The 21,621-nt window shown below is 69.0% G+C and carries 19 protein-coding genes; 12 read left to right on the top strand and 7 right to left on the bottom strand.

Going from position 1 to position 21,621, the window contains the following annotated elements; translation table 11 throughout:
* Positions 1 to 37: 37 nt before the first annotated feature.
* Positions 38 to 1,465 carry a xylulokinase gene (gene xylB / locus ABD255_RS04125; protein ID WP_344209884.1) on the top strand — a complete coding sequence of 476 codons (1,428 nt, stop codon included), beginning with the start codon at positions 38 to 40 and terminating at the stop codon, positions 1,463 to 1,465.
* A gap of 16 nt (positions 1,466 to 1,481) precedes the next feature.
* Positions 1,482 to 1,757 (top strand): DUF3592 domain-containing protein, encoded by a 276-nt coding sequence (locus ABD255_RS04120; RefSeq protein WP_344209881.1) that lies wholly within the window; start codon positions 1,482 to 1,484, stop codon positions 1,755 to 1,757.
* A gap of 159 nt (positions 1,758 to 1,916) precedes the next feature.
* On the opposite strand, the gene ABD255_RS04115 is transcribed toward ABD255_RS04120, so the two are convergent.
* From ABD255_RS04115 to ABD255_RS04105, 3 genes are all read right to left on the bottom strand, one after another.
* The gene (locus tag ABD255_RS04115) at positions 1,917 to 2,678 is read right to left on the bottom strand and encodes a class I SAM-dependent methyltransferase (protein WP_344209879.1); all 762 of its coding nucleotides are present in this window, start codon (positions 2,676 to 2,678) and stop codon (positions 1,917 to 1,919) included.
* A gap of 166 nt (positions 2,679 to 2,844) precedes the next feature.
* Complete coding sequence (locus ABD255_RS04110) at positions 2,845 to 4,098, bottom strand: sensor histidine kinase (RefSeq protein ID WP_344209877.1); 1,254 nt, start codon at positions 4,096 to 4,098, stop codon at positions 2,845 to 2,847.
* Entirely contained in the window at positions 4,095 to 4,787 is a 693-nt protein-coding gene (locus tag ABD255_RS04105; RefSeq protein ID WP_344209876.1) for a response regulator transcription factor, read from the bottom strand. The genes ABD255_RS04110 and ABD255_RS04105 overlap by 4 nt, the downstream gene beginning before the upstream one ends.
* A gap of 143 nt (positions 4,788 to 4,930) precedes the next feature.
* Here ABD255_RS04105 and ABD255_RS04100 point away from each other — a divergent pair, with 143 nt between their 5' ends.
* From ABD255_RS04100 to ABD255_RS04080, 5 genes are all read left to right on the top strand, one after another.
* On the top strand, positions 4,931 to 5,242 hold the full coding sequence (locus ABD255_RS04100) for a hypothetical protein (RefSeq protein WP_344209873.1): 312 nt from the start codon (positions 4,931 to 4,933) through the stop codon (positions 5,240 to 5,242).
* 115 nt (positions 5,243 to 5,357) lie between these two features.
* Positions 5,358 to 6,338, top strand: a complete 981-nt coding sequence (locus tag ABD255_RS04095) for an AAA family ATPase (RefSeq protein ID WP_344209871.1) — start codon at positions 5,358 to 5,360, stop codon at positions 6,336 to 6,338.
* A complete protein-coding gene (locus tag ABD255_RS04090) occupies positions 6,335 to 7,282 on the top strand; it encodes a DUF58 domain-containing protein (protein WP_344209869.1) in 948 nt (315 codons plus the stop codon). The genes ABD255_RS04095 and ABD255_RS04090 overlap by 4 nt, the downstream gene beginning before the upstream one ends.
* Positions 7,279 to 8,226, top strand: coding sequence for a VWA domain-containing protein (locus tag ABD255_RS04085; protein WP_344209867.1), 948 nt, complete (start codon positions 7,279 to 7,281; stop codon positions 8,224 to 8,226). The genes ABD255_RS04090 and ABD255_RS04085 overlap by 4 nt, the downstream gene beginning before the upstream one ends.
* 16 nt (positions 8,227 to 8,242) lie before the next feature.
* Complete coding sequence (locus ABD255_RS04080) at positions 8,243 to 9,181, top strand: S1C family serine protease (RefSeq protein ID WP_344209864.1); 939 nt, start codon at positions 8,243 to 8,245, stop codon at positions 9,179 to 9,181.
* A gap of 65 nt (positions 9,182 to 9,246) precedes the next feature.
* Here the strand turns inward: ABD255_RS04080 and ABD255_RS04075 are convergent, their stop codons facing one another.
* The 4 genes from ABD255_RS04075 to ABD255_RS04060 form a co-directional block, all read right to left on the bottom strand.
* Positions 9,247 to 9,921: a hypothetical protein gene (locus tag ABD255_RS04075; RefSeq protein WP_344209862.1), complete on the bottom strand. Its 675-nt coding sequence runs from the start codon at positions 9,919 to 9,921 to the stop codon at positions 9,247 to 9,249.
* 17 nt (positions 9,922 to 9,938) lie between these two features.
* The gene (locus tag ABD255_RS04070) at positions 9,939 to 11,189 is read right to left on the bottom strand and encodes a hypothetical protein (protein WP_344209860.1); all 1,251 of its coding nucleotides are present in this window, start codon (positions 11,187 to 11,189) and stop codon (positions 9,939 to 9,941) included.
* Positions 11,190 to 11,303: 114 nt separating this feature from the next.
* A complete protein-coding gene (locus ABD255_RS04065; protein WP_344209858.1) occupies positions 11,304 to 11,639 on the bottom strand; it encodes a hypothetical protein in 336 nt (111 codons plus the stop codon).
* The gene (locus tag ABD255_RS04060) at positions 11,636 to 12,373 is read right to left on the bottom strand and encodes a sulfite exporter TauE/SafE family protein (protein WP_344209856.1); all 738 of its coding nucleotides are present in this window, start codon (positions 12,371 to 12,373) and stop codon (positions 11,636 to 11,638) included. The genes ABD255_RS04065 and ABD255_RS04060 overlap by 4 nt, the downstream gene beginning before the upstream one ends.
* 83 nt (positions 12,374 to 12,456) lie before the next feature.
* Between ABD255_RS04060 and ABD255_RS04055 the strand changes: the two genes are divergently transcribed.
* The 5 genes from ABD255_RS04055 to ABD255_RS04035 all read left to right on the top strand — a co-directional run bounded on the left by ABD255_RS04055 (position 12,457) and on the right by ABD255_RS04035 (position 21,383).
* Entirely contained in the window at positions 12,457 to 13,338 is an 882-nt protein-coding gene (locus ABD255_RS04055; RefSeq protein WP_344209854.1) for a LysR family transcriptional regulator, read from the top strand.
* 31 nt (positions 13,339 to 13,369) lie between these two features.
* Positions 13,370 to 13,840 carry a YkvA family protein gene (locus ABD255_RS04050; RefSeq protein ID WP_344209852.1) on the top strand — a complete coding sequence of 157 codons (471 nt, stop codon included), beginning with the start codon at positions 13,370 to 13,372 and terminating at the stop codon, positions 13,838 to 13,840.
* A 204-nt stretch (positions 13,841 to 14,044) separates the two neighbouring features.
* The gene (locus tag ABD255_RS04045; RefSeq protein WP_344209850.1) at positions 14,045 to 20,662 is read left to right on the top strand and encodes an RHS repeat-associated core domain-containing protein; all 6,618 of its coding nucleotides are present in this window, start codon (positions 14,045 to 14,047) and stop codon (positions 20,660 to 20,662) included.
* Between the two features lie 3 nt (positions 20,663 to 20,665).
* Positions 20,666 to 20,944 carry a hypothetical protein gene (locus ABD255_RS04040; protein WP_344209848.1) on the top strand — a complete coding sequence of 93 codons (279 nt, stop codon included), beginning with the start codon at positions 20,666 to 20,668 and terminating at the stop codon, positions 20,942 to 20,944.
* Between the two features lie 196 nt (positions 20,945 to 21,140).
* Entirely contained in the window at positions 21,141 to 21,383 is a 243-nt protein-coding gene (locus tag ABD255_RS04035) for a hypothetical protein (RefSeq protein WP_344209846.1), read from the top strand.
* Positions 21,384 to 21,621: the final 238 nt, after the last annotated feature.

The following is a 21,621-nucleotide window of genomic DNA, read 5'->3' as shown; positions in this document are numbered from 1 at the left end:
ACCGTTGGCCCAGCTTGCTGACGAGAGGGGCCCTGAGATGACTGAGCAGAGACTGGTCGCCGGAGTGGACTGTTCCACCCAGGCGACCAAGGTCGTGGTGGTCGACGCGGCGAGCGGGGAGGTGCTGCGGGAAGGCCGCGCGCCGCATCCCGACGCCACCCAGGTGGATCCGGCCGAGTGGTGGAAGGCCTGGGAGATCGCGTCCGACGGCCTGCTCGACGGGGTCGAGGCGATCTCGATCGCGGGTCAGCAGCACGGCATGGTCCTGCTGGACGGCTCTGGTGAGGTCGTCCACCCGGCAGTGTTGTGGAACGACACCAGCTCGGCCGACGCCACCCAGGAGCTGGTCTCCGAGCTCGGCGGTCCGGAGGCCTGGGCGGCGGCGACGGGCTCCGTCCCGGTGCCGTCCTTCACCGTCACCAAGCTCCGCTGGGTTCGCGGCGCCGCTGCCGACGCGGCCGCCCGGGCCGAGGCGGTCGCGCTGCCGCACGACTGGATGACGCATCGCCTAGCCGCCGACCGGTCCGGCATCGACGACCTCACCACCGACCGCGGTGACGCCTCCGGCACCGGCTGGTGGTCGCCGACCTCGAACTCCTACCGCCCCGACCTGGTCGAGCTCGCCTTCGGCCGCTCGCTGAAGCTTCCCCGCGTCGCCGAACCGGCCGAGATCGTCGGCCGGACCGCTTCGGGTGTCGCGCTGGCCGCCGGCACCGGCGACAACATGGCGGCCGCCCTCGGCCTCGACCTGCAGCCGGGCGATGTCGCGGTGTCGCTGGGCACCAGCGGTACTGCGTTCGCTCGCTCGACCGCGCCAACCACAGACCCGAGCGGCTTCGTCGCCGGCTTCGCCGACGCCACCGGTGGCTACCTGCCGTTGGTCTGCACACTGAACGCGGCCCGCGTGATGTCAGCCACCGCCCAACTCCTCGGCCTGGAACTAGCCGAACTCGACGAGGCGGCGCTGAATTCCCCGGGCAGCCAGGGCCTGGTGATGCTCCCGTATCTGGACAGCGAGCGGACCCCTGACCTACCGCACTCGACGGGCCTGGTCTATGGCCTGACCCGCGCCACGGCCCAGCCGGCCACGATGGCCCGGGCCGCCGTGGAAGGCATGCTCTGCGGTCTGGCCGACGCGGTCGACGCCCTTCGAACGCAAGGCCTCCCGGTCGAGCGGGTCCTGCTGCTGGGCGGAGCCGCGCGGTCGCGCGCAGTACAGGCTCTTGCGCCTGCTTTGCTTGGTGCGCCTGTCGTCCTGCCGGAGCCGGGCGAGTATGTCGCGCTGGGTGCCGCCCGCCAGGCCACTTGGGCCCTCACCGGCGAGCTGCCCACTTGGGAGGTCGCCGCAGGCAAGCCCGAGTCCTCGGCGATGTCCGACGCGGACGCCGCTCAGGTCCGCGAACGCTACGCCGCGGTGCTGGCCGGCACCCGCCCATTACTCGCAGCCGGCAAGAACTGGACCTGACCGACGGAACGCGAAGGTGCTCGACGAAAGCCACGGCAGGAACGCCCGCATCGAGGTGCGCTACGCGACCAAGACCGGCGAGACCATCGAGGCCGGCACAGGCAAGTATTTCGACGCCGAGGTCGGGCAGGAGATCCAGATCGTCTACGACCCGCAGGATCCTTACCGGCTGAAGGTCGCCGATTGGGGCTCGGGCTACTGGATGTCAGCCATCTGGTTACTCGGCGGGATCATCGGCCTCGGCGTTGGCACCGCAAAGCTGTTCCCCAAGCCTTCAGAGCCGGAAGACTAGCCCGCCGACTTCCTACGGCTGTCGATCGGGACAGGGCTGCAGGTGCACGACCCCGACACCATTTGCAGGCCGGCCGGCACATCGACGGCCGTCCAACCCTCAGCAACGTTCGGTGCCGGTTGACAGGTTCAATGAGGTAGCCGTCGCGCGGGCGTCGGGTTAGTGGTGGCGGCGGGCGAGGTGGGCATGGACTTCGGCGTTGAGTTCCACCGTTTGGGGGAGGACCTGGAGGATTCGGCGGAAGACCTGCTCCCGGTCGGCGGGCTGGAGCATCACGTACGCCGAGACCGTCGAGAGTTGTCCGATGTACTCGTCGGCGCTGATCGTCAGGCGCCGTTCGATCACCGACTGCCGGACATCGGTGAACCACTCGGACTGCTGGAGCTCCGTGCCGGGCCATTGCATCGGGCGATCCGCGGGTGTGCCGTCGGGCGACGGGACGCCGTCGTCCTCCAGGTACGGCGCACGTGCCGCGCGCACGGCCTCCTTGAGGTCCGGGTCGGCCAGCTGGATCGGTACACCGAACGAGGCGAACACGCCACCCGGTTCGACGAGTGCGGACATCCGGGCCCACCGGCCTTCAGGGTTGGTCCAATGGAGCGCGGCAGCCGAATACACCAGGTCGTACGACGAATCCGGCGGCAAGTCCTCGAATGCGGCTTGCACGGTTGTGACGTTTGCCGGCAGGTGTTTGCGCATCTCCGCGAGCATGGCCGCGTCAGGCTCGGTGGCCGTGACCGCGATCCCTCCCTGCGCGAACAGGCGCGTTGCCTTGCCTGTCCCGGCGCCGAACTCGAGGGCGGTCCGGATCGGCCCACCGGCGTACGCCAGCACCAGATCGAGGAGTTCCACGGGGTAGCCAGGCCGGAACCGTTCGTACGCCTCCGCAACCGCCCCGAAGCTCAACGCGCGCGCAACCATGCCGGCATCCTGGCACCTTCCACGCCCCAGCGCTTGTCATTTACCTCCTGGCATGCCGTGCTCGCCCGGCAGCTGCTCGACCGCCCTGGCTAGTTCGAGCTGAGACCGGACCTCCGAGTCTGGCGACAAGTTGCCCAGGGCCACAGTCTCACCCCGGAATCGCCACCTAGTGCCGAGGACCGAGCGGGTCTTCCGTAGGTGGAGTGGGAGATCGCCGGGTGGTGTTGGTGAGGGAGCGTTCGGGGAGCCAGAGGATGAAGGTGGAGCCGATGCCCACCTCGGAGTGGAGGGCTACCGTGCCGCCGTGGGATTCGACGATCTGGCGGACGATGGCGAGGCCGAGACCTGCGCGGCGTTGGCCGGTGGAGGCGACGGTGGCGGGTGGTTGGCGTTGGCCGGAGCGGAAGAAGCGGTCGAAGACGCGGTCGGTGTCCTCGTGGGCGATCCCCGGACCTTCGTCGCGGACCGCGATCCACGCCCAGCCGCTGCGACTCCCGACGGCCAGGACCAACTCACTCCCACCCCGAGCCAGCCGCACAGCGTTGGAGAGCAAATTGTCCACCGCCCGGCGAAGAGCCTGAGCGTCCCCGGCGGCGATCGGCCCGGGCGCCAAACGGCGTACGAGGCGAAGCTCGCGATCGGAAGCCAGCAACGCGTACTCCTCTGCCGCCTCACCCGCGATCCCCGCCAGATCCACGTCCGCGTCCACGAAGGCCGGCGACGACCGCCGCGCCGACGCGAGCAGATCCTCCACGAGCCGCGTCATCCGCTGGATCGCCCGGCTGACGATCGCGGTCGCCTGGGTGCGGTCCTCCGGCGGAGTGTCGTCATGAGCCAGTACTGCGTCGACGTTGGCCTGGATCACTGCCAGCGGGTTGCGGAGCTCGTGGGACGCGTCGTCGACGAGTTGCCGCTGCGCCACGAACGCCGATTCGAGCCGCTCGAGCATGTCGTCGACGGTGTCGGCGAGGTTCCGCAGCTCGTCCTTCGGGCCGTCGAGCGCGATCCGCCGGGACAGGTCGGTCGCGGAGATGTCCTGCGCCGTCGCGGTGATCTGCCGTACCGGCCGGAGCGCGCGGCCGGACAGCCACCAACCGGTGCCGAGGCTGACCAGGAAGAGCGCGCCGATGCCGGTGGCGGAGTAGTTCCTCAACCTCTGCAGGGTTGCGTAGTTCACCGCGGACTCGAAACTCGCCAGATCGGCGGCCTGGAACGTCTGGTTCGGCTTGATCTGGATCTCGCCGCTGTGGTCCCGGTAGGTCTTGTTGACGGTGACCGGGTTGAGTGGTTTCGGATCCAGGTAGGCCGAGAGCGCGAAGTACAGGCCGCCCAGGACCAGCGCGGACAACGCGATGAGAACGGCGGAGTACGCGAGTGTCAGGCGGAACCTGATCGTCTGCGTCCAGGCGGGCAGTCTCATGTCTCACCTCTGAGCCGGTAGCCGCGTCCGATCACCGTTTCCAGCAAGGGTTCCTCGCCGTCGAGCGTGAGCTTGCGCCGCAGCGTCCCGACCGTTACCCGGACGCTCTGGGTGAAGGGGTCGGCGTTCTCGTCCCACACGTGTTCGAGCAGTTCCTCGGCCGAGACGACGTGCCCCGGCCGCGACATCAGATACCGCAGTACGCCGAACTCCTTCAACGTCAGCGGCAACTCTCGACCAGCCCGGGTGGCGAGGTGTCGCGCGCTGTCCAGGACGAGATCCCCGACGTGCAGTTGGGTGGTCCCGTTCGTCACGTCGCGACGCAGCAGCGCCCGGATCCGGGCCAGCAGCTCCACCAGCGCGAACGGCTTGGTCAGGTAGTCGTCGGCACCCTCGTCGAGCCCGCGGACCCGGTCGGCCAGCGACGCCCGCGCGGTCAGCATCAGCACCCGCAACTCCCGTCCCGACGCCACCTCGATCTCGCCCCGCCGGACCGCGCGGCACAGGTCGAGGCCGCTGGTGTCGGGCAGGGTGATGTCCAGGATCGCCAGGTCGTACGCCGTCGACGCGAGCTTCTCCATCGCCACGGCGCCGTTCTCGGCCGTGTCCACGGCATAGCCGGCCCGGCCCAGTCCCGAGCGCAGCGCGCTGACCAGGCCTTCCTCGTCCTCCACCACCAGTAATCGCACGAGACCAAGGTAGCCGCGCCGGCTGCAGGTGCCAGCCAACGCTTTCGCTGGACTTTCGTTCGGGTTTCCCGTCGTTTTCGGGCCGTCCTGATGATGTGGAGCCCAGCATCCCCCACAGAGCGACACAGCGAAGGAGCAACAGCATGAACCTCCCCGGCAAGCGTCTCCTGCTCGGCACTGCGATCGCGACCGCCGCGCTCGGCGTCGGCGGCGTCGCGTATGCGGCCGGCAACGACGACCCGGCGCCCGAGCAGGGCTACGTCACGATCGAGGACGGCGCGACGACCCCCGGCGCCGACCCGAGCACCGGACCCGGCCAGGGCCAGAACGGCACCGGCGCCCAGCGCGACGGCCGCGACTGCCCCGAAAAGGACGGCTCCGGCACCCAGACCCCCGGCGCCGAGGGCTCCCAGCCCACTCAGCCGGAGCAGAGCAACCCCCAGGAAAACGCATGACCGTATACATGGCCGCGCCTCCGGCACGGCGGGTCATGAGGCTCAACTCCCGGCCTTCCCTCGTCACTCCGGTCGCTGCGCTCGCTGCGCTCCTCAGTCCGGACCGGGAGGCCTCATGACCGCGGTTCTCGAGCGCGCCCTCTTCGAGGTGAAGCGCGTCGTCGTCGGCCAGGACCAACTGGTGGAGCGGATGCTCGTGGGCCTGCTGGCTCGCGGTCACTGCCTGCTGGAAGGTGTGCCGGGCGTCGCCAAGACGCTGGCCGTCCGGACCCTGGCGGAGGTGATCGGCGGCCGGTTCGCCCGGCTGCAGTTCACCCCCGACCTGGTCCCGGGCGACATCGTCGGCACCCGGATCTGGCGTCCCTCGGCCGAGGGCTTCGACACCGAACTCGGCCCGATCTTCGCCAACCTGGTGCTCGCCGACGAGATCAACCGTGCCCCCGCGAAGGTCCAGTCGGCGTTGCTCGAGGCAATGGCCGAGAACCAGGTCAGCATCGGCGGTGTCAGCTACCCGCTGCCGGAGCCGTTCCTGGTGCTCGCCACGCAGAACCCGATCGAGTCCGAGGGCGTCTACGCGCTGCCCGAGGCGCAGCGGGACCGGTTCCTGCTGAAGATCACCGTCGACTACCCGACGCCGATGGAAGAACTGACCATCCTGCAGCGGATGAGCTCACACCGGCCGCACGCGAACGCGGTACTGACGCCGGCGATGGTGAGCGAGTTGCAGGAGGCGACGGAAGACGTCTTCGTGCACAACGCGGTCGCGGAGTACGTCGTCCGGCTGGTCCACGCGACCCGGGCCCCACAGCAGTACGGGATCGACGATCTCGGCGGCGTGCTGGAGTTCGGCGTCAGCCCGCGGGCCACGCTCGGCCTGGTCGCGGCAGGACGGGCCCTCGCGCTGCTGCGCGGCCGGGACTACGTACTGCCGGTCGACGTGTACGACGTGGCTCACGATGTGATGGCGCATCGCCTGGTGCTCACGTTCGACGCCCTCGCCGACGGGGTGGACCCGCGCGCGGTGGTGTCGAGGGTGCTGCACGCCATCGAGCAGCCGCACGTCGTACCGGCCGATCAGCAGGGGTCAGCGGCATGACAGGTCCCGACCTGCTCGCCGGGCGGGAACGGGCGCTCCGCACGCTGGAGTTGTCGGTCAAGCGGAAGCTCGAGGGCTTCCTGCACGGCGACATGACCGGCTTGCGGAGCGGCCCGGGCAGTGAACCGAACGAGGCACGGCCCTACCAGGCGGGCCAGGACGACGTCCGCCGGATGGACTGGAACGTCACTGCCCGCTCGCTCGAACCGCACGTCCGGGCGCCGCTGGCCGAGCGCGAACTGGAGACCTGGGCGCTGGTGGATGCCTCCGCCAGCATGGACTTCGGTACCGCGCTCAGCGAGAAGCGGGACCTGGCCGTCGCGATCGTGGGTGCCGTCGGGCTGCTCGCGGACCGGCCGGGCAACCGGCTCGGCGTACGGGTTGCGTTAGGCAACGAAGTACGGCGGATCCCGGACGTGGGCGGCGCCGCCGCGCTCCGGCGGACGCTGCGGACGCTGTTGTCGTTGCCCAGGACAACGCCGGGTGAACACCCGGACACCGACCTGGCGCGCGCGATCACCCGGCTGAACCGCGAACATCCGCGGCCGGGCCTGCGGGTCGTCGTCTCCGACTTCCACGCCCCGCCCGGCGACGGCTGGGCCGCCGCCCTGCGCCGGCTGTCCGCGCGGCACGAGGTGATCGCCGTCGAGGTGCTCGACCCGCGCGAACTGGAACTGCCCGAGGTCGGGCTGCTCACGCTGGTCGATCCCGAAACGGGCCGGCGGCGCGAAGTACAGACCAGCAAGAAGCGGCTGCGCGACCGGTACGCCGCCGCGATGGCCGAGCACCGTGACCAGACGACCCAGGCGATCCGCGCCGCCGGCGCCGCCCACCTGGTGCTGCGCACCGACAACGACTGGGTCCGCGACGTAGCAGCCTTCGCCACCGCCCGCCGCCGCGCCACCACCCGCCGAACACCTGGAGCAAGGACCGGTATCCGATGAAATTCGAGCAACCGCTGTGGCTCTGGCTGCTGCTGATCGTCGCGGCTCTGGTCGTGGCCTACGTCTTCGCGCAACGCCGCCGCAGCCAGTACGCCGTCCGGTTCGCGACCCTGCCGATGCTGGAGAAGGTCGCGCCGAAGTCGCCCGGGTGGCGCCGGCACGCGCCGGCGTTCGCGTTCCTCGCGGCGCTGACCGTGCTCACGATCGCGATCGCCCGGCCCGTCGCCGACATCCGGGTGCCGCGGGAACGCGCCACCGTGGTGGTCGCGATGGACATCTCGAACTCGATGGCCGCCACCGACGTCGCGCCGAACCGGTTCGAGGTGGCCAAGGCTGCCGCGACCGAGTTCGTCCAGAGCCTGCCGGAGCAGTTCAACGTCGGCCTGGTCTCCTTCGCCCGTACGGCGAACGTCGTCGCGCCGCCGAGCACCGATCACCAGGCGACGGTGGACGCGATCGGAGGGCTGACGCTGACCGACAGCACCGCGATCGGCGAGGCCGTGATGACGAGCCTGCAGGCCGTCCGGTCGCTGGACGCCGATGCCGCCGAGGATCCGCCTCCGACCCGGATCGTGCTGCTGTCCGACGGTGGCAACACCTCGGGCCGGCCGATAGAGGAAGCGGCGACCGCGGCGACCGAGGCCGGCGTACCGGTCTCGACCATCGCCTATGGCACCCCCGAAGGCACTGTCGAGCTCCAAGGCCGGTCGATCCCGGTCCCCGCCGACGCCGAGTCCCTGCGCGGACTGGCCGACGCGACCTCCGGTTCCTTCTACTCCGCGGAGAGCGACGAGGAACTGCGCAACGTCTACTCCGACCTCCAGTCGTCGATCGGCTGGACCACCGAGGAACGCGAGATCACCAACCTGGTGGCGGGAATCGCCCTGGCCGTGGCACTGCTGGCCGGCCTGGCCTCGCTGCTGTGGTTCTCGCGCCTGCCTTGAGCCTTTGGAGCCACTCATGAGCCCACACCTAGGCCATCCCTTCCGCGGGCCGCACTACCAACCCGGTCCACCTCCTGCCGCCCCGCCTGCCGGGCCCCAGGCACCGGTCGGCATCCCCTTCTCCGTCACCCCGGCCTCCGCCCAGCCGGCACCCCCCTCTCCGGCCGCGGCACCTCAGGCCGGGGTGACGGTCAAACCCCCTGTACGCCGTACTGGTCGCATCCTGGCCAGTGGGATCGCCCTGTCGGTCCTGGCGGGTGGTCTCGCCGGGGCGGTGACCGGCAACTGGGGTGATACCCCGGCGGTCAGCGCTCCGGTGGAGATCCCGCAGGCGGAGGCGCCACCCGCGGCCGCGCAGGGGTCGATCGCCGCCGCCGCGGCGAGCGTGCTGCCGGGCGTCGTGTCGGTCCGGGCGGGTCAGGCGACCGGCTCGGGGTTTGCAATCGACACGCAGGGACACGTGGTGACGAACGCGCACGTGGTGGAAGGAGCCCGCAATGTGTCAGTGGTCCTGTCGAACGGGCGCTCCCTGGACGCGCGCATCCTCGGCGTCGACGCCAACAACGACCTGGCGGTTCTCCAGGTCAGCGGGGACCCTTCGGGACTGCGCGCGCTCACGCTCGGCAAGTCGTCGCAGCTCAAGGTGGGCGACCCGGTGCTGGCCGTCGGCTCACCGCTCGGGCTGGAGGGAACAGTGACGGCCGGCATCGTCAGCGCCGTCAACCGCCAGGCCCGGTTCGGCGACGGCGGCACCCGGCAGACCGCGATCCAGACCGACGCCGCCATCAACCCGGGCAACTCCGGCGGTCCGCTGGTCAACGCGGCCGGCCAGGTCGTCGGCGTCAACACGGCCATCGCCACCCTCGGCTCCTCCAGCCGCTCCGGCAACATCGGCATCGGCTTCGCCATCCCCGTCGACCGGATGACCACGATCGTCGAGGGCCTGATCGACTGAGCTGCCGGATATACCGGGCGTCCGAAGGACCTCAGGTCCCAAGGTTCTTCGGACGCCCACTGCGTCTACTTCACCGCGACGGCGACCGCCATCGACAGACCCATGGCGTGCTGCTTGGTGGCCGGCCGGTAGACCCGGACCGACCAGGAACCCGCGCTGGGGAACGCGTAGGCGAACCTCGCGATCCTCGTCGTCGGCACCGCCACACTCTTGACGGTGGTCCACTTGGTGGCACCGGCCTTGCGGACCTGAAGCTGCGCGAGCGCGCCGACGTCGTACGGCACGGCCGCGACCTCGTACGTGACTGCCCTGCCCCGGATCGCGGTGCGCGGCGCGAGCCGCCAGCTGACGACCGCGCTGGACACCGCGCCGATCGCCGGGCTGATCAGCGTCTCCGCCGGCACGCTCGACGCGAGCACCGCCCGGAAAGCGCCGTTGGTGGCGCTGATGAAGGGGATCGAGGCGATGCCCCCGGTGACGGTCTTGGCCGATCCGAGCGTCACCCAGCGCGTCGTACCGACGGTCTGGCGCTGCAGGTAGACGGTGATCCCGGCAGGGCTCGCGGTCCAGACATTGGCCTTGCGAGCGTCCTGGACGACGACCTTCGCCGTACCGCGTCCGCCGTACGGGACGGCCGGCGCGGAGACCGATGCGCGGCGGGCGGCGTAGACGGTGACCGGGCGGCCGTAGGACCGGCCATCGAGGTAGTTGTCCAGGATGTAGAAGGAGAAGGTGTTCACGCCTGCGACGACAGGGGTCACCAATGGCGAGACCCGCAAGGTCGGCGTCTGGGGGCGCACCACGAGCCGACCGCGTAGCTGTAGCCGGGCGCGCTGAGCTGAACGTCGCAGCGGCTGAGCAGGCGGCCGGCGGGCGCGTCGACGCTGAGCGCGACCGGGGACCTGCGGCCGACCACGAGCGTGGGTGCGGTCACCGAGACCTTGAAGTCCGAGACCTCGACTGTCCGCTCAACGGGCTTGCCGATCAGTCGGCCGGTCGTATCGAGCAGTTTCAGGGTCAGCTGGTGCGTGCCGAGAGCGAGTTGGGGACCGTCCATGGTGACGTGGACTGTCTGAGCGAGGCCGGGGGTCTGCCAGTTCCAGGATTGCCAGGTCGGCGTCAGCGAGGTCGTGCGGTTGACGCCGTCGACCGTCAGTTGGACGGTGCTGGGTTTACTGCCGCTGAGCAGTGGGCTCTGGACCTTCACGTTGGTGGTGAACCCGGCCGTACCCACGACCAGCGGCTTGTCGTCGGCGGCATCGAAGACCGCCGGGTCCACGTGGTTGACCCGGACGTAGGCCTCCTGGCCCGAACCGTAGAAGCCGTCCGTACCGCGGTTCCTCGTCTGCAGGCGGTACAAGCCGCTCGGAACAGCCTGGAAGTCCAGGTCGAACAGGGCGTCGTGCGCGACTCCCCGGGTGGCCGTGAACGGCGCGGATGCCGTCAGGTGGGCCACCCCGGCGGAGTCGACCAGCCGGACCTCGGCGACGGCGTCGCCCGGAGGGTTCTGCGTGCTCACCCGGAAGGTGCCGTCAGCGTCGACCACGGCCTCGCCGTACACCTGGCTGTCTCGGATATGCCGGACCTCGGCAACCGCGACCGGGCCACTGAAGTAGACCTGGCCGCCGGCAGAGGTCTCTGCTCCTGAGGAAGTGGTCAGCTTCGCTGAGAGCAGGTGGTAGCCGAAGACCGGCCGGGGGTGCTCCCAGTCGCCGATCTTCACGGTGACGGTGACCTCGCAGCCGCTGTCGCAACTGCCGGCAGGGATGTCGGTCTGGCCGCTGATGTAGTAGCCGAGGGTGACATCCAGCCGGCCGGAGGCGGCACCGCCGAGATCGACTGCCACCTTCACCGGGAGGTCGCCCATCCCGATGGTGCTGTCGATCACCGGCGTGAGCACCGACACGGACGGCTCCGCGGTGGCGTTCGCCACGGCACCGGCCGGCGCCAGGGCCGAGGTCAGTCCGACAGCAGCCAGGGCCACCGGTGCTATGAGTCGCAGACGCAACAGAACTCCCAGGAATGTGCTGATGGCAAGAACCGGTGGTTCTCGCTCCGTCCGCCTATCGGCTCACGAAGCCGAGCGTTACGGCTGTTGGGGGAACCTTTACCGGACTGTGCGTCAGTGCAGGTGGCGGGAGACCGGCGCGGAGTCGAGGTCTTCGCCGTCCTGGTGGCGGATCGCCCAGTCGTCGAGGTCCTGCGCTGCTTCTTCGGGGTGGTGGTGGAGGTTCGTCCGCCACCAACCGTCGTCGTTCGTGCGCGGCTCGGGCTGCCACTTCGTGCCGTGCTGTTGGGCGAGCTCGGCGATGGCTTGAGTGAACCTCTGGGCGGCCTCGAGCACCTCATCGGCCTGCGCGATCGGATCTTCGGCGGACACGATCAACCGCGCCGCCTCGGACAGTTGGCAGGCTTCCCAGGCGACCGCGAGCCGGGCCAGGGCTTCGTCGCTGATCATGTCGCCAGGTAGGCGGCGGTCACGGTGATCGCCGAGGTCAGCACGAGCGCACGGAGTACGCGAGCGGGCAGTTTGCGGGCGACGGCGGCGCCGGTGAGGCCGCCGACCAACGCGCCGGCGATCAGGACGGACAGTTCGTGTGGTCGGTCGAGGACGTCGGAGGCGACCAGGAAAATGGCTGTCGCGGTGAGGTAGGCGGCCGCGAGCTGTGCGATCCGCAGCGGATTGCCCTTCGCCGGGTCGAGGCCTGCGGCGACGCTCCAGAAGGCGACCATCAGCAGCCCGACCGCACCGCCGAAGTACCCGCCGTAGATCGCCAGCACGAACTGCCCCAGCAGAATCGTCCTCGTTCGCGTCGCCCGCACTCGTCGGCCGATCCGCCGGCCGAAGATCAGTACCAGCGTCGCGAACACCAGCAAGCCGGGGACGAGCGTCTCAAAGGATGCCGATGGCAACAGTAGGAGGAGGGCGGCGCCGAGCGCGCCGCCTGCGACTGTCATCCCCGTCAGTACCGCGGTCGAGGTTCGCTGGAGCGGGATGAGGTCGTTTCGATAGATCCACAGGCTCGCGAGCACGCCCGGCAACAGCGCGACTGTGGTCGCCGCGTTCGCCGTCACCGGCGTCAGGCCCGCTGCGACCAGCACAGGGAACGCCAGGAAGCTCCCGCCGCCGCCGACGGAGTTCAGCGCGCCCGCCGCGACACCGGCGAGCAACACGATCAGGAGCTGGGGCATGCTCCGAGCATCAGGTGCGGCCGGGTTGATCCACAATGCGCGATTTGCGTACTCAGCCTAAGGCAGAGGCATAGGCTGCTGATATGCGCTACGACCTGGACGATCTGCGGCTCTTCGTACATGTGGTGACTGAGGGATCGATCACGGCTGGTGCCGCCCAGATGCATTTGAGTCTGCCTTCGGCGAGCGCGCGGGTCAGGGCGCTCGAGTCGCAGGCTGGAGTGCAGTTGCTGATCCGGGAACGCAGGGGAGTGCGCCCAACCCCAGCCGGTACGACGCTGGCCCGCCACGCGCGCGAAGTACTGGCTCAGACTGCTCGTCTCGACAGCGCGGTCGCGAGCTACACCGCGTCTCGCTCCCGCCCGCTGGTCCTGGTGTCGGGCGCTTCTGCCATGCACCGGGTGGTACCTGCTGCCCTCGCCTCCTTCCTGCGCGAGTATCCCGAGCACGACGTCACTGTCTCGGAGCAGCGAACCCCACAGTCGCTTCGCCTGCTCTCCGAGGGAAAGGCCGACCTCGGCATCGTCGTCGACGACGAGTCCGGCTCCACCACCCTCCGCACCGAACCACTCGCCGACGATTCCCTGGTAGTGATCGGCCAGGCCGGCGGCGTACTCAGCGGCCGCCAAGCCATGTCGTACGCCGAAGTCGCCGAACACCCCATGATCGGCCTGGACCTCGACTCCGCCCTCCGCGGCTGGATGGACAAGCGTCTGGGCCCGCACGCCCCAGCCCCGCGCTACCGCACCCTCGTCCCGACCATGCATACCCTCATCGCCCTCGCCACCGCCGGCGTAGGCCTAGCCATAGCCCCCCTCCGCTCCGTAGACCGCAACCCCTCCTTGGACATCCGCCCTCTGACCGACACCTGGTCCACCCGCTCTCACCTCCTCTGCTACTCCACCTCCCGCCCCACCCCACCCACCAAGGCCCTCGCCCAACACATCCGCCTCGCCGCCGAGTAGCCCGTACGGTCGGCGCGACTAGAGTTGATGAATGGTGTTCTTCGGTGGACTGCTGGGCCTGATGGGGCTGGCGACCTTGGCGTTTCGCGATGCCGACGTCATCGGCCTCCCGGCGGCAGGCGTCGGAGCAGGCCTGCTCCTGGTCGGCGCCGGGGTGGTCGGCCTCGGCTTCCTCCGCCGATCCCGCGCGCGGCGCCGCCGGGCCGCCAGGGGCGAGCCGGAGCCCATCGGCGACGTCTTCGAACGAGCCCGCGCCCTACCCCGCCTCCTGCGCGCCGCCCGCCGAGGCGAGTACCCCGGCCTACCAACCAGCCGAATGGCCCTCTGGGGCTTCGCCTTGCTCTACCTCGTCTCCCCGATCGACGTACTCCCCGAACTCCTACCGATCATCGGCGTAGCCGACGACGCCGGAGTAGCGGTCTGGCTCCTCACCAGCGTTTCGACCGCCACCGGCCTCTACCTCCGCCACGAACGCGACCGGTCCCAGCTCCCGCCTCGCTGAGCAGACCCGCCCGCGACGGCTTCTTCAGCAAGGCCTCCGTCGCAAATTGCAGCTTGTTGCAGATTCGGTAACGCCTCCGCGCGACCGCCGATGTAGCGGTCGCTGGCCCGCGCGGCGATCGTCCCGTCGCCGTGCCGCCTCAGGTCAGCGTGAGCGTGGGGGAGTTGCGCAGTGTTTGTTCTGGATCGTTCTCAGCGTGCCCGGGTGCAGAAGTTCCCCCGGGTCGTCGCCGCCGTGATGTCGTTCGCCTTGCTGGCCACGGCCCTGGAAACGCGGCAACCTGCCGCCGCGGCCCCGGCCGAGGACCCGAAGCCGGCAGTGCAGAAGGTGGCCTCGCGTCCCGACGTGATCTCCGCGTCGGTGACGGCTCGGGCCCAAGGCACGCGCGTCGAGGTCGAGTCGATGCGCACCGAGACGTCGACGACCTGGTCGAACCCTGACGGGACCATGACGACCGACGCCCACGCCGCACCGATCCGCTTCAAGACCGCCAACGGCGGCTGGCAGTCGATCGACCTGACGCTCCAGAAGAACCTCGACGGCACCATCGCCCCGCGCAGCCACCAGCACGGCCTTCGCCTGGGCAAGCGCAACGCCGCCACCGGCCAGGTTTTCGCCTCGGCGACCTCGGGACCGGGCCGCCAGGTCGAGTGGATCTCCCCCTGGAAGCTCCCCGAGCCAACCGTGAACGGCACCAAGGCCACGTACGCCGACGTCCAACCGGGCGTCGACCTCGTCCTGGACGCGCGGCGTAACGGCTTCGAGAACGACTTCATCGTCAAGCAACGCCCAGCCACCGCCCCGGTCTTCCGGATCCCGCTGCGCACCAAGGGCCTGACCCCGCGCTCCCTGTCCGACGGCTCCATCGAGTTCGTCGACGCCAGGAACGTCGTGCGATCGACGATCCCCGTCGGCTACATGTGGGACACGGTGACCAAGCCGAACGGCGACCCGGTGAACAAGGCCACCGTGAAGGTGACGGTGGAGCAGGTGTCGCGCGGGAAGGCGACCCTGGTGATCGCGCCGGACGCGAAGTGGTTCATGGATCCGGCCAGGGTGTTCCCGGTGACCGTCGACCCGACGTACGTGACCGGTACGACGAAGGCCGTCTTCGACACCTGGATCCGTTCCGGCGTCACCACGGACCAGTCGAACTCCACGGATCTGCAGGTCGGCTATGACGGGTCGTTCTGGGCCAGATCGTTCCTGAACTTCACCACTGCCCAGTTCGCCGGCAAGGACATCCTGTCCGCGTCGCTCTCGCTGTGGCAGCACTCCTCGCTCTCCTGTACTCCGAGCGCCGTCGTCGCCCGCTCGGCCACCCCCGCCACGACTGCTTCGCGCTGGACCTCCCAGCCGGACATCGGCGGCGTCTACGGCACGGTGTCGTCCGCGAAGGGGTTCTCGGGCTCGTGCCCGGGTGGCCGGATCTCCATCCCGATGACGGGCCTCGCGCAGGCCTGGTCGACCGCGTCGTACCCGACCGGCGGCCTCGCCCTCACCGCGGGGAACGAGCAGGACGCGAACTCGTACAAGAAGTTCTACTCGACCGCCGGCATCGCCGACCCGTACATCACGATGACCTGGAACCGCCCGCCCGCGAAGCCGGCGATCCCGACCTTCGTCTCCGCCGTCGGGTACGCCCCGCCCGGTGGTACCAGCGCGCTCTACTCGCCGTACCTGAAGCCCTGGGTGTCGACCAAGGCGACCGATGCCGACGGCAACACGGTCAAGTACATCTTCGAGTTCCACACCAGCCCGGAAGGCCCGACCAGCCTGAAGGCGACCTGTACGTCGGCCGTGTACCCCTCCGGCACCACAGCAGGCTGTACTCCGAACGTGAACCTGCCGGAGAACACGGCGATCTACGTCAAGGCCAAGTCGAACGACGGCCGCAAGGATTCGGCCTGGTCCGGCTGGAGCCCGGTCCGGGTGGGCTCGCAGCAGCCGGCCGCACCGACGATCTCCTGCCCCGCGCCGTACGGCATCAACTCCTGGCAGGACACCGCCCCGGCAAGCGACATCGTCTGCACGATCACCGCAACCGGCACCGGCTTCTCCGCCCCCGGCTACGTCCGCGCGACCGTCGACGGCCAGCCGTACGTGACGAACTTCCCGGGCGGCGCGGCCGGCCAGATCAAGATCAACCCGTCGAGTGATCCCGCGATCGCCAAGACCACGGTGACCATCAAGAAGACCACCCCCGGCCTGCACCGCATCTCCGTCCAGGCCGAGTCCCCGGCGGGCCGCCTGTCCGCCAGTTCGTCGTACAGCTTCGGCTGGGGCGGCTCCTCCCTGGCCACGCCGACGGCGAACCCACGGATCACCACCACCAGCACGATCAAGATCGACGCCTCCGGCCCACCACGCGGCCAGTCCGCGGTCCCCACGGCCAAGGTCCGCTGGCGCCTGTCCGGCTACGGCCGCGACGGCCAGCACGACACGGTCGGCTGGAACACCGACGAGAGCCCGCTGACCGTCACCGACAACGGCTCCGCCGGCATCCGCGTCACCGGCCTGTGGGACACCGGCAACGCGAAGATCGACGCGAACGTCGACTCGGACCTCGACACCGCCGGCGTGCAGCCCACCACTCTGAACGACCGCGTCCCGGTTCTCCTCGACATCCAGGTCTGCATCACCTACGCCTCATCGAGCCAGTGCACCTGGTCGCAAACCCCCAACACGACGAGCCAGCGGGTACCGCATGCCTTCGGCAACGGTTTCCCCACCGCCGAGGCCGGCCCCGGCCAGGTCGCGTTGTGGACCGGCGAGTTCAACACCGACTCGACCGACATCTCCGTCCCGGGCTACACCGGTGACCTGTCGATCTCCCGCTCCCACGCCACGTACGCCGGCGCCCCGAACACCGTCAGCAGTGTCTTCGGCCCCGGCTGGGTCGGCCAGTTCGACGGCGCCGACGCGGGCGCGGCAGGCATGGAGATCGTCGACTCGACCCGCATCGACGGCACCATCGCCTTGGTCGACGGAGACGGTACCGGGCTGATCTTCGAATCCCCGAACGGCCAGCGCCGCACCACCGCCGCCTTCGCCACCGGCACATGGGTCCCGGCCGACGAGGACACCGACCTGGACGGCTCCAAACTGGCCATCACCGGCGTGGGCGCCGCCACGGTCATCGCTTACACCGAGGACGACGGCACTGTCACCACCTGGACGCCCGCGGCGGTGCCCAGTGCGTCCGCCGCGACGTTGTTCCGCCCGGCTGGTATCGCCGAGCCCGGCGTCGCCTCGAAGACCACCTACTCCTACACCGCCGCGGGTCAGATCTCTCGCATCCTCGCGCCGGCCCCACCCGGCGTCACCTGCCCGGCCACGGGAACCCTCAACCCCGGCTGCCGCGCACTCCGCTTCGTCTACAGCACCATCGGCGGCGGCGCTCGCCTGACCGAGGCATGGCTCGACATCTACAACCCGGACAAGGCCGGCGGTCCCGCGATGGACTCCACCCGGGTCGCGAACTACACCTATGACGGCAACGGCCGACTCACGAAGGTCACCGACCCGCGCTCCAACCTGAGCACGGAGTACGGCTACAACACCTCGAACCACCTGACGTCGGTGAAGCCCGCGGGCCAGATCCCGTTCCAACTGGACTACGTCACCGTCGACCAGCGTGAGAAGCTCGACACCGTCAAGCGCGACCGCCCAACCGGCGACCCGACCGGCGGTACGGCGACCCTCGCGAAGTTCGTGTACGACGTACCGCTGTCAGGTGCGGGCTTGCCCGATCTGTCCGCCACGTCGGTAGCCCGCTGGAACCAGAAAGCCACGCCCACCAACGGATTCGCGGTCTTCGGCCCGGACCGTCCGTTGAGTGGTTCGCCAACCACGGACGACTGGCAGTACGCCGACCTCCAGTACACCGACGCCTCGGGCTACACGATCAACACCGCCAAGTACGGCGCCGGCGACTGGCAGTACACGTCCACCGACTACAACGAGCAGGGCAACACCGTCCGCGAACTCGACGAGCGCGCCCTCCGTGCGGTAATCGACGGCTCCTTGCCGTCGGGCGCATCCGTGGATCAGGTCGCCTCGCTGATGGTCTACAACAGCGAGATCAGGAACGCCGGGGGCGATACCGTGCTGACGCCTGCCGGCACGTTCGTGACCGACACGTACAGCCCGTCGCGCTTCGCGGCGTTGAAGGACGGCACGATCAAGTGGATTCGCGCCCACAGTCGCATGACGTTCGACGAAGGCGCGCCTAACGCAGGCATCAACCCGGCAACGAATCTGCCCTATCGACTGTTGACCAAGACGGCGTCCTACGCCCACGACCCGGGAACAGGGACCGATCTCGAACTGACTTCGCAGTCGCTCACCGACTACGGCCCTTCAGTCCCGGGCGATACTGATGGCTGGGCCCTGGGTCAGGCCGGCAAGACCATCACCGACGTCGACCTCGACGGCACGAACAGCACCGGCGACATCGTGAAGCTCACCCGCTTCGACGCCGAAGGCCGCGCGATCGAGAGCCGTCAGCCGGCTTCGAACGGCGCGGACGCGGGAACGACCAAGACCGTCTACTACGCGGCAGCCGCCAACTCGAGCTTCCCGGAGTGTGGTGCGAAACCGCAGTGGGCCGGCCTGGTCTGCAAGACCTATCCGGCCGCGGCGCCGACGTCCGCCACCGGTGCGATGCCGACGATGCCGATGACGACAACGAGCGACCTCACCTGGCTTCTGACCCCGAAGACAGTGGTCGAGACGTCGGGTTCGGTGACGCGCACCAGCACCACGACCTACCTCCTCGACGGCCGTACTCAAACCACCAAGACCACGGTCAGTGGTCTGGCGGGCTCGACTCCCAACACCGAGAAGACGACCAGCTATGACCCGAACACGGGGGAGCCGACGGTCGTCACTGCGAAGGCAGCGGATGGGTCGACGACGAGCGTGACCACGGGCTATGACGGTTGGGGGCGACAGACGACCTATCAACCGTCCGGCGAGCAGGTCACCACGACCGTCTATGACGCCGGGGGATCGGTTGCGACTGTCAGCGACGCGAACGGCTCCACCCGCTACACCTATGACGGTACTGATGCCGCAGGCAAAGCCGAGCGCCGAGGTGTCGCCACGAAGGTGGAGGTCACGACCGCCGGGTCCACCTGGACATCTACAGGCGCCTACGACGCCGACGGTTCACTGACCACCCAGAAGTTGCCCGGCGGAATCACGCAGTACAACGACTTCGACAACGTCGGCGAACCGGTCGGCCTGCGCTACACCGGCCAGGTCACCAACCTCAACGACGACGGCTCGACAACGGTCGACCCAGACGGACCTTGGCTGTCGTGGTCCCTCGACAACGACGTCACCGGCCGGATCGCCCGCGAGTGGACGCCCGACGGCTCCGCCTTCACCGGCGACGCTGACAACGCCCCGGGCGACGCCATCGGATACGACCGCGCCTACACCTACGACAACGCCGGCCGCCTCACCCAGGTCCGAGACCGCACCGCCGCAACCACCGGCGTAGACGTCACCGACCCGGCGGAAACACCTGGCTGCACCACCCGCACTTACATCTTCGACCGCAACGAGAACAGGCTCGGCAAGACGACGGCCCCGGCGGCTGCCGACGGTACCTGCACCACAGCAGGCGGGACCACGGTCACCCGCGCCTTCGACACCGCTGACCGTCCCACTACGGGCGCCAACGGCACCGGCAACTACGTCTACGACCTGCTGGGCCGCACCACCACCCTGCCTGCCTCGGACGCACCGCACCCCGGGGACGGCGACATCACCCTTGCCTACTACGACAATGATCTGGCGCGCTCCATCACGCAGGCCGGCACCACCACGTCGTTCACCCTGGACGCGGTGGATCGTCGCGCCACCGAGTCCGTCACCGGCATGCAGCAGAGCGTCCGCCACTACACGGACAGTTCGGATAACCCCACCTGGATCGCTCAGGGAGCGACGACACAGCGCTACGCCGAACTCATCGGTGACGATCTCAGCCTGACCGTTGACCAGACCGGCGCAGCCGACCTCACGATCGGCAACCCTCACGGGGACGTCGTCACGACCGTTGAATTGCCGACTGGCGGCGCTGTGGCCACGAGCATCGGCGGTTGGAACTCCTACGACGAATACGGCATCGCCTCCGGTAGCAACACCTCGTTGACTGGGGCTGTCGACTATGGCTGGCTCGGGTCAAAGCAACGCGCCACCCTGGGCACAGGCCTGGTGCTCATGGGCGTCCGTTTGTACAACCGGGTCACCGGGCTGTTCACGAGCGCTGATCCGGTGGCAGGTGGTAACCCGAACGCGTACACGTATCCGACCGACCCCGTCAACAGCTTCGATCTTGACGGTCGCTTCGGCTGGCGGAAGTTCTTGCGACGGGCCGCGACAGTGACCGGCTTCGTCGCGGCGGGTGCTTGTATCGTCGCCACCGCCGGCGCGTGTGGTGTTGCGATCGGGGCGTCACTGATCGCCAGTGGCGCGTGGAACTACTATCAGTACAAGCACGGCGATGACCGCGGGCGACGGGTCACGCGGCGCAAGGCGGCAGGAAACTTCGCGATCGACCTCATCGGGTCGAGGGTTCGACCCGTCCGCGGTTTCAAGTATGTCGGGAGGCATCGTGGTGCGGCCGGAAAGGCAGCCACGACGTTCCGAAGCAGGTTCGCCCGGCACCGCGGAGGATTCAAGCACCGGGTCAAGCCCAGGCGTCATGTGGCGAACTGGAGGTTCCATGCTCGGCGTAAGCCGTACAGGGCCGCGGCGTCGATCTCGGTCAACGTCTATTACGGGTATCGCGCATTCCGCAATGGATGGTGATTGATGGCCGACGAACAGTCGCTGGTTCTCGTTGCGATCGTCGTGGCAGCTCCCGGCTTGTGGTACGTAGGCGCGCGGCGCGACCAGGTCAGTGATTTCTGGTTCGTCGCGGTGGCCGCGAGCTTCATCGCGATGGGTGTCGGGTATACGGAAGAACTCAGCATCCTGTACTGGATCGGCGCACTCGCCCTGATTTTCTCGACGACTGCCGCGACGCTGCAGATCCGGCGGCGGAAGGCAGCTTCGGAGGCCACACCTGAACAGCGCAACGAAGCCGACTAGCCGGGTGGGTGCGATCTTGGGTGCGTGGCCTGTACCTCCGCCATGAGCGCGATCGGCCTGTTTAGACCAGGGGTTGCTAGCGTCCGGGTATGCCTGCTCTCACTGTGAAAGAAGCCCTTACCGGGCCGCTGTTCTTGATGTTCGGTCCTACCGGATCGCCTTCGATCTGACGTTGGGGGAGAAGGTCTTCGGGGCGGTGAGCACAGTTCGGTTCGCGGCGGCCGCGGACCGGACGTTCGTCGACGTGAAGCCGGATGAGCTTGTCTCGGTGTTGCTCAACGGGGTCGGTGTCGAGGTGGGCGGGCTGGATGACGGGCGGTTGTGGCTGGAAGGGCTGCAGGCCGAGAACGAACTCGTCGTTGAGGCGCGGATGAAGTACTCGGCTGACGGTGAGGGGATGGTGCGGTCGGTCGATGCGGCGGATGGGCGGGTGGATTAGTACGGGATGTCCTCGCTGGAGTCCGCGCCGCGGTACTTCGCCTGTTTCGATCAGCCGGATCTGAAGGCGCCGTAGACGATCACGGTGAAGTGCCCCGAGGACTGGATCGTGCTCGGGAACGGCGCGGCGACGCAGACGGCTCCGGGTGACTGACTGGCTCGACGGTAAGGAGGCAGCCTGGTCCCGGATCATGACCGATCCGAGCATCGGCGTGACCGAGTTGTTCGCCACCGCCGGG

Origin of the sequence: Kribbella sancticallisti, assembly GCF_039530625.1 — a bacterium.
In the GTDB taxonomy this organism is placed as follows: Bacteria; Actinomycetota; Actinomycetes; order Propionibacteriales; family Kribbellaceae; genus Kribbella; species Kribbella sancticallisti.
This window is presented reverse-complemented; position numbering and strand designations above follow the sequence as displayed.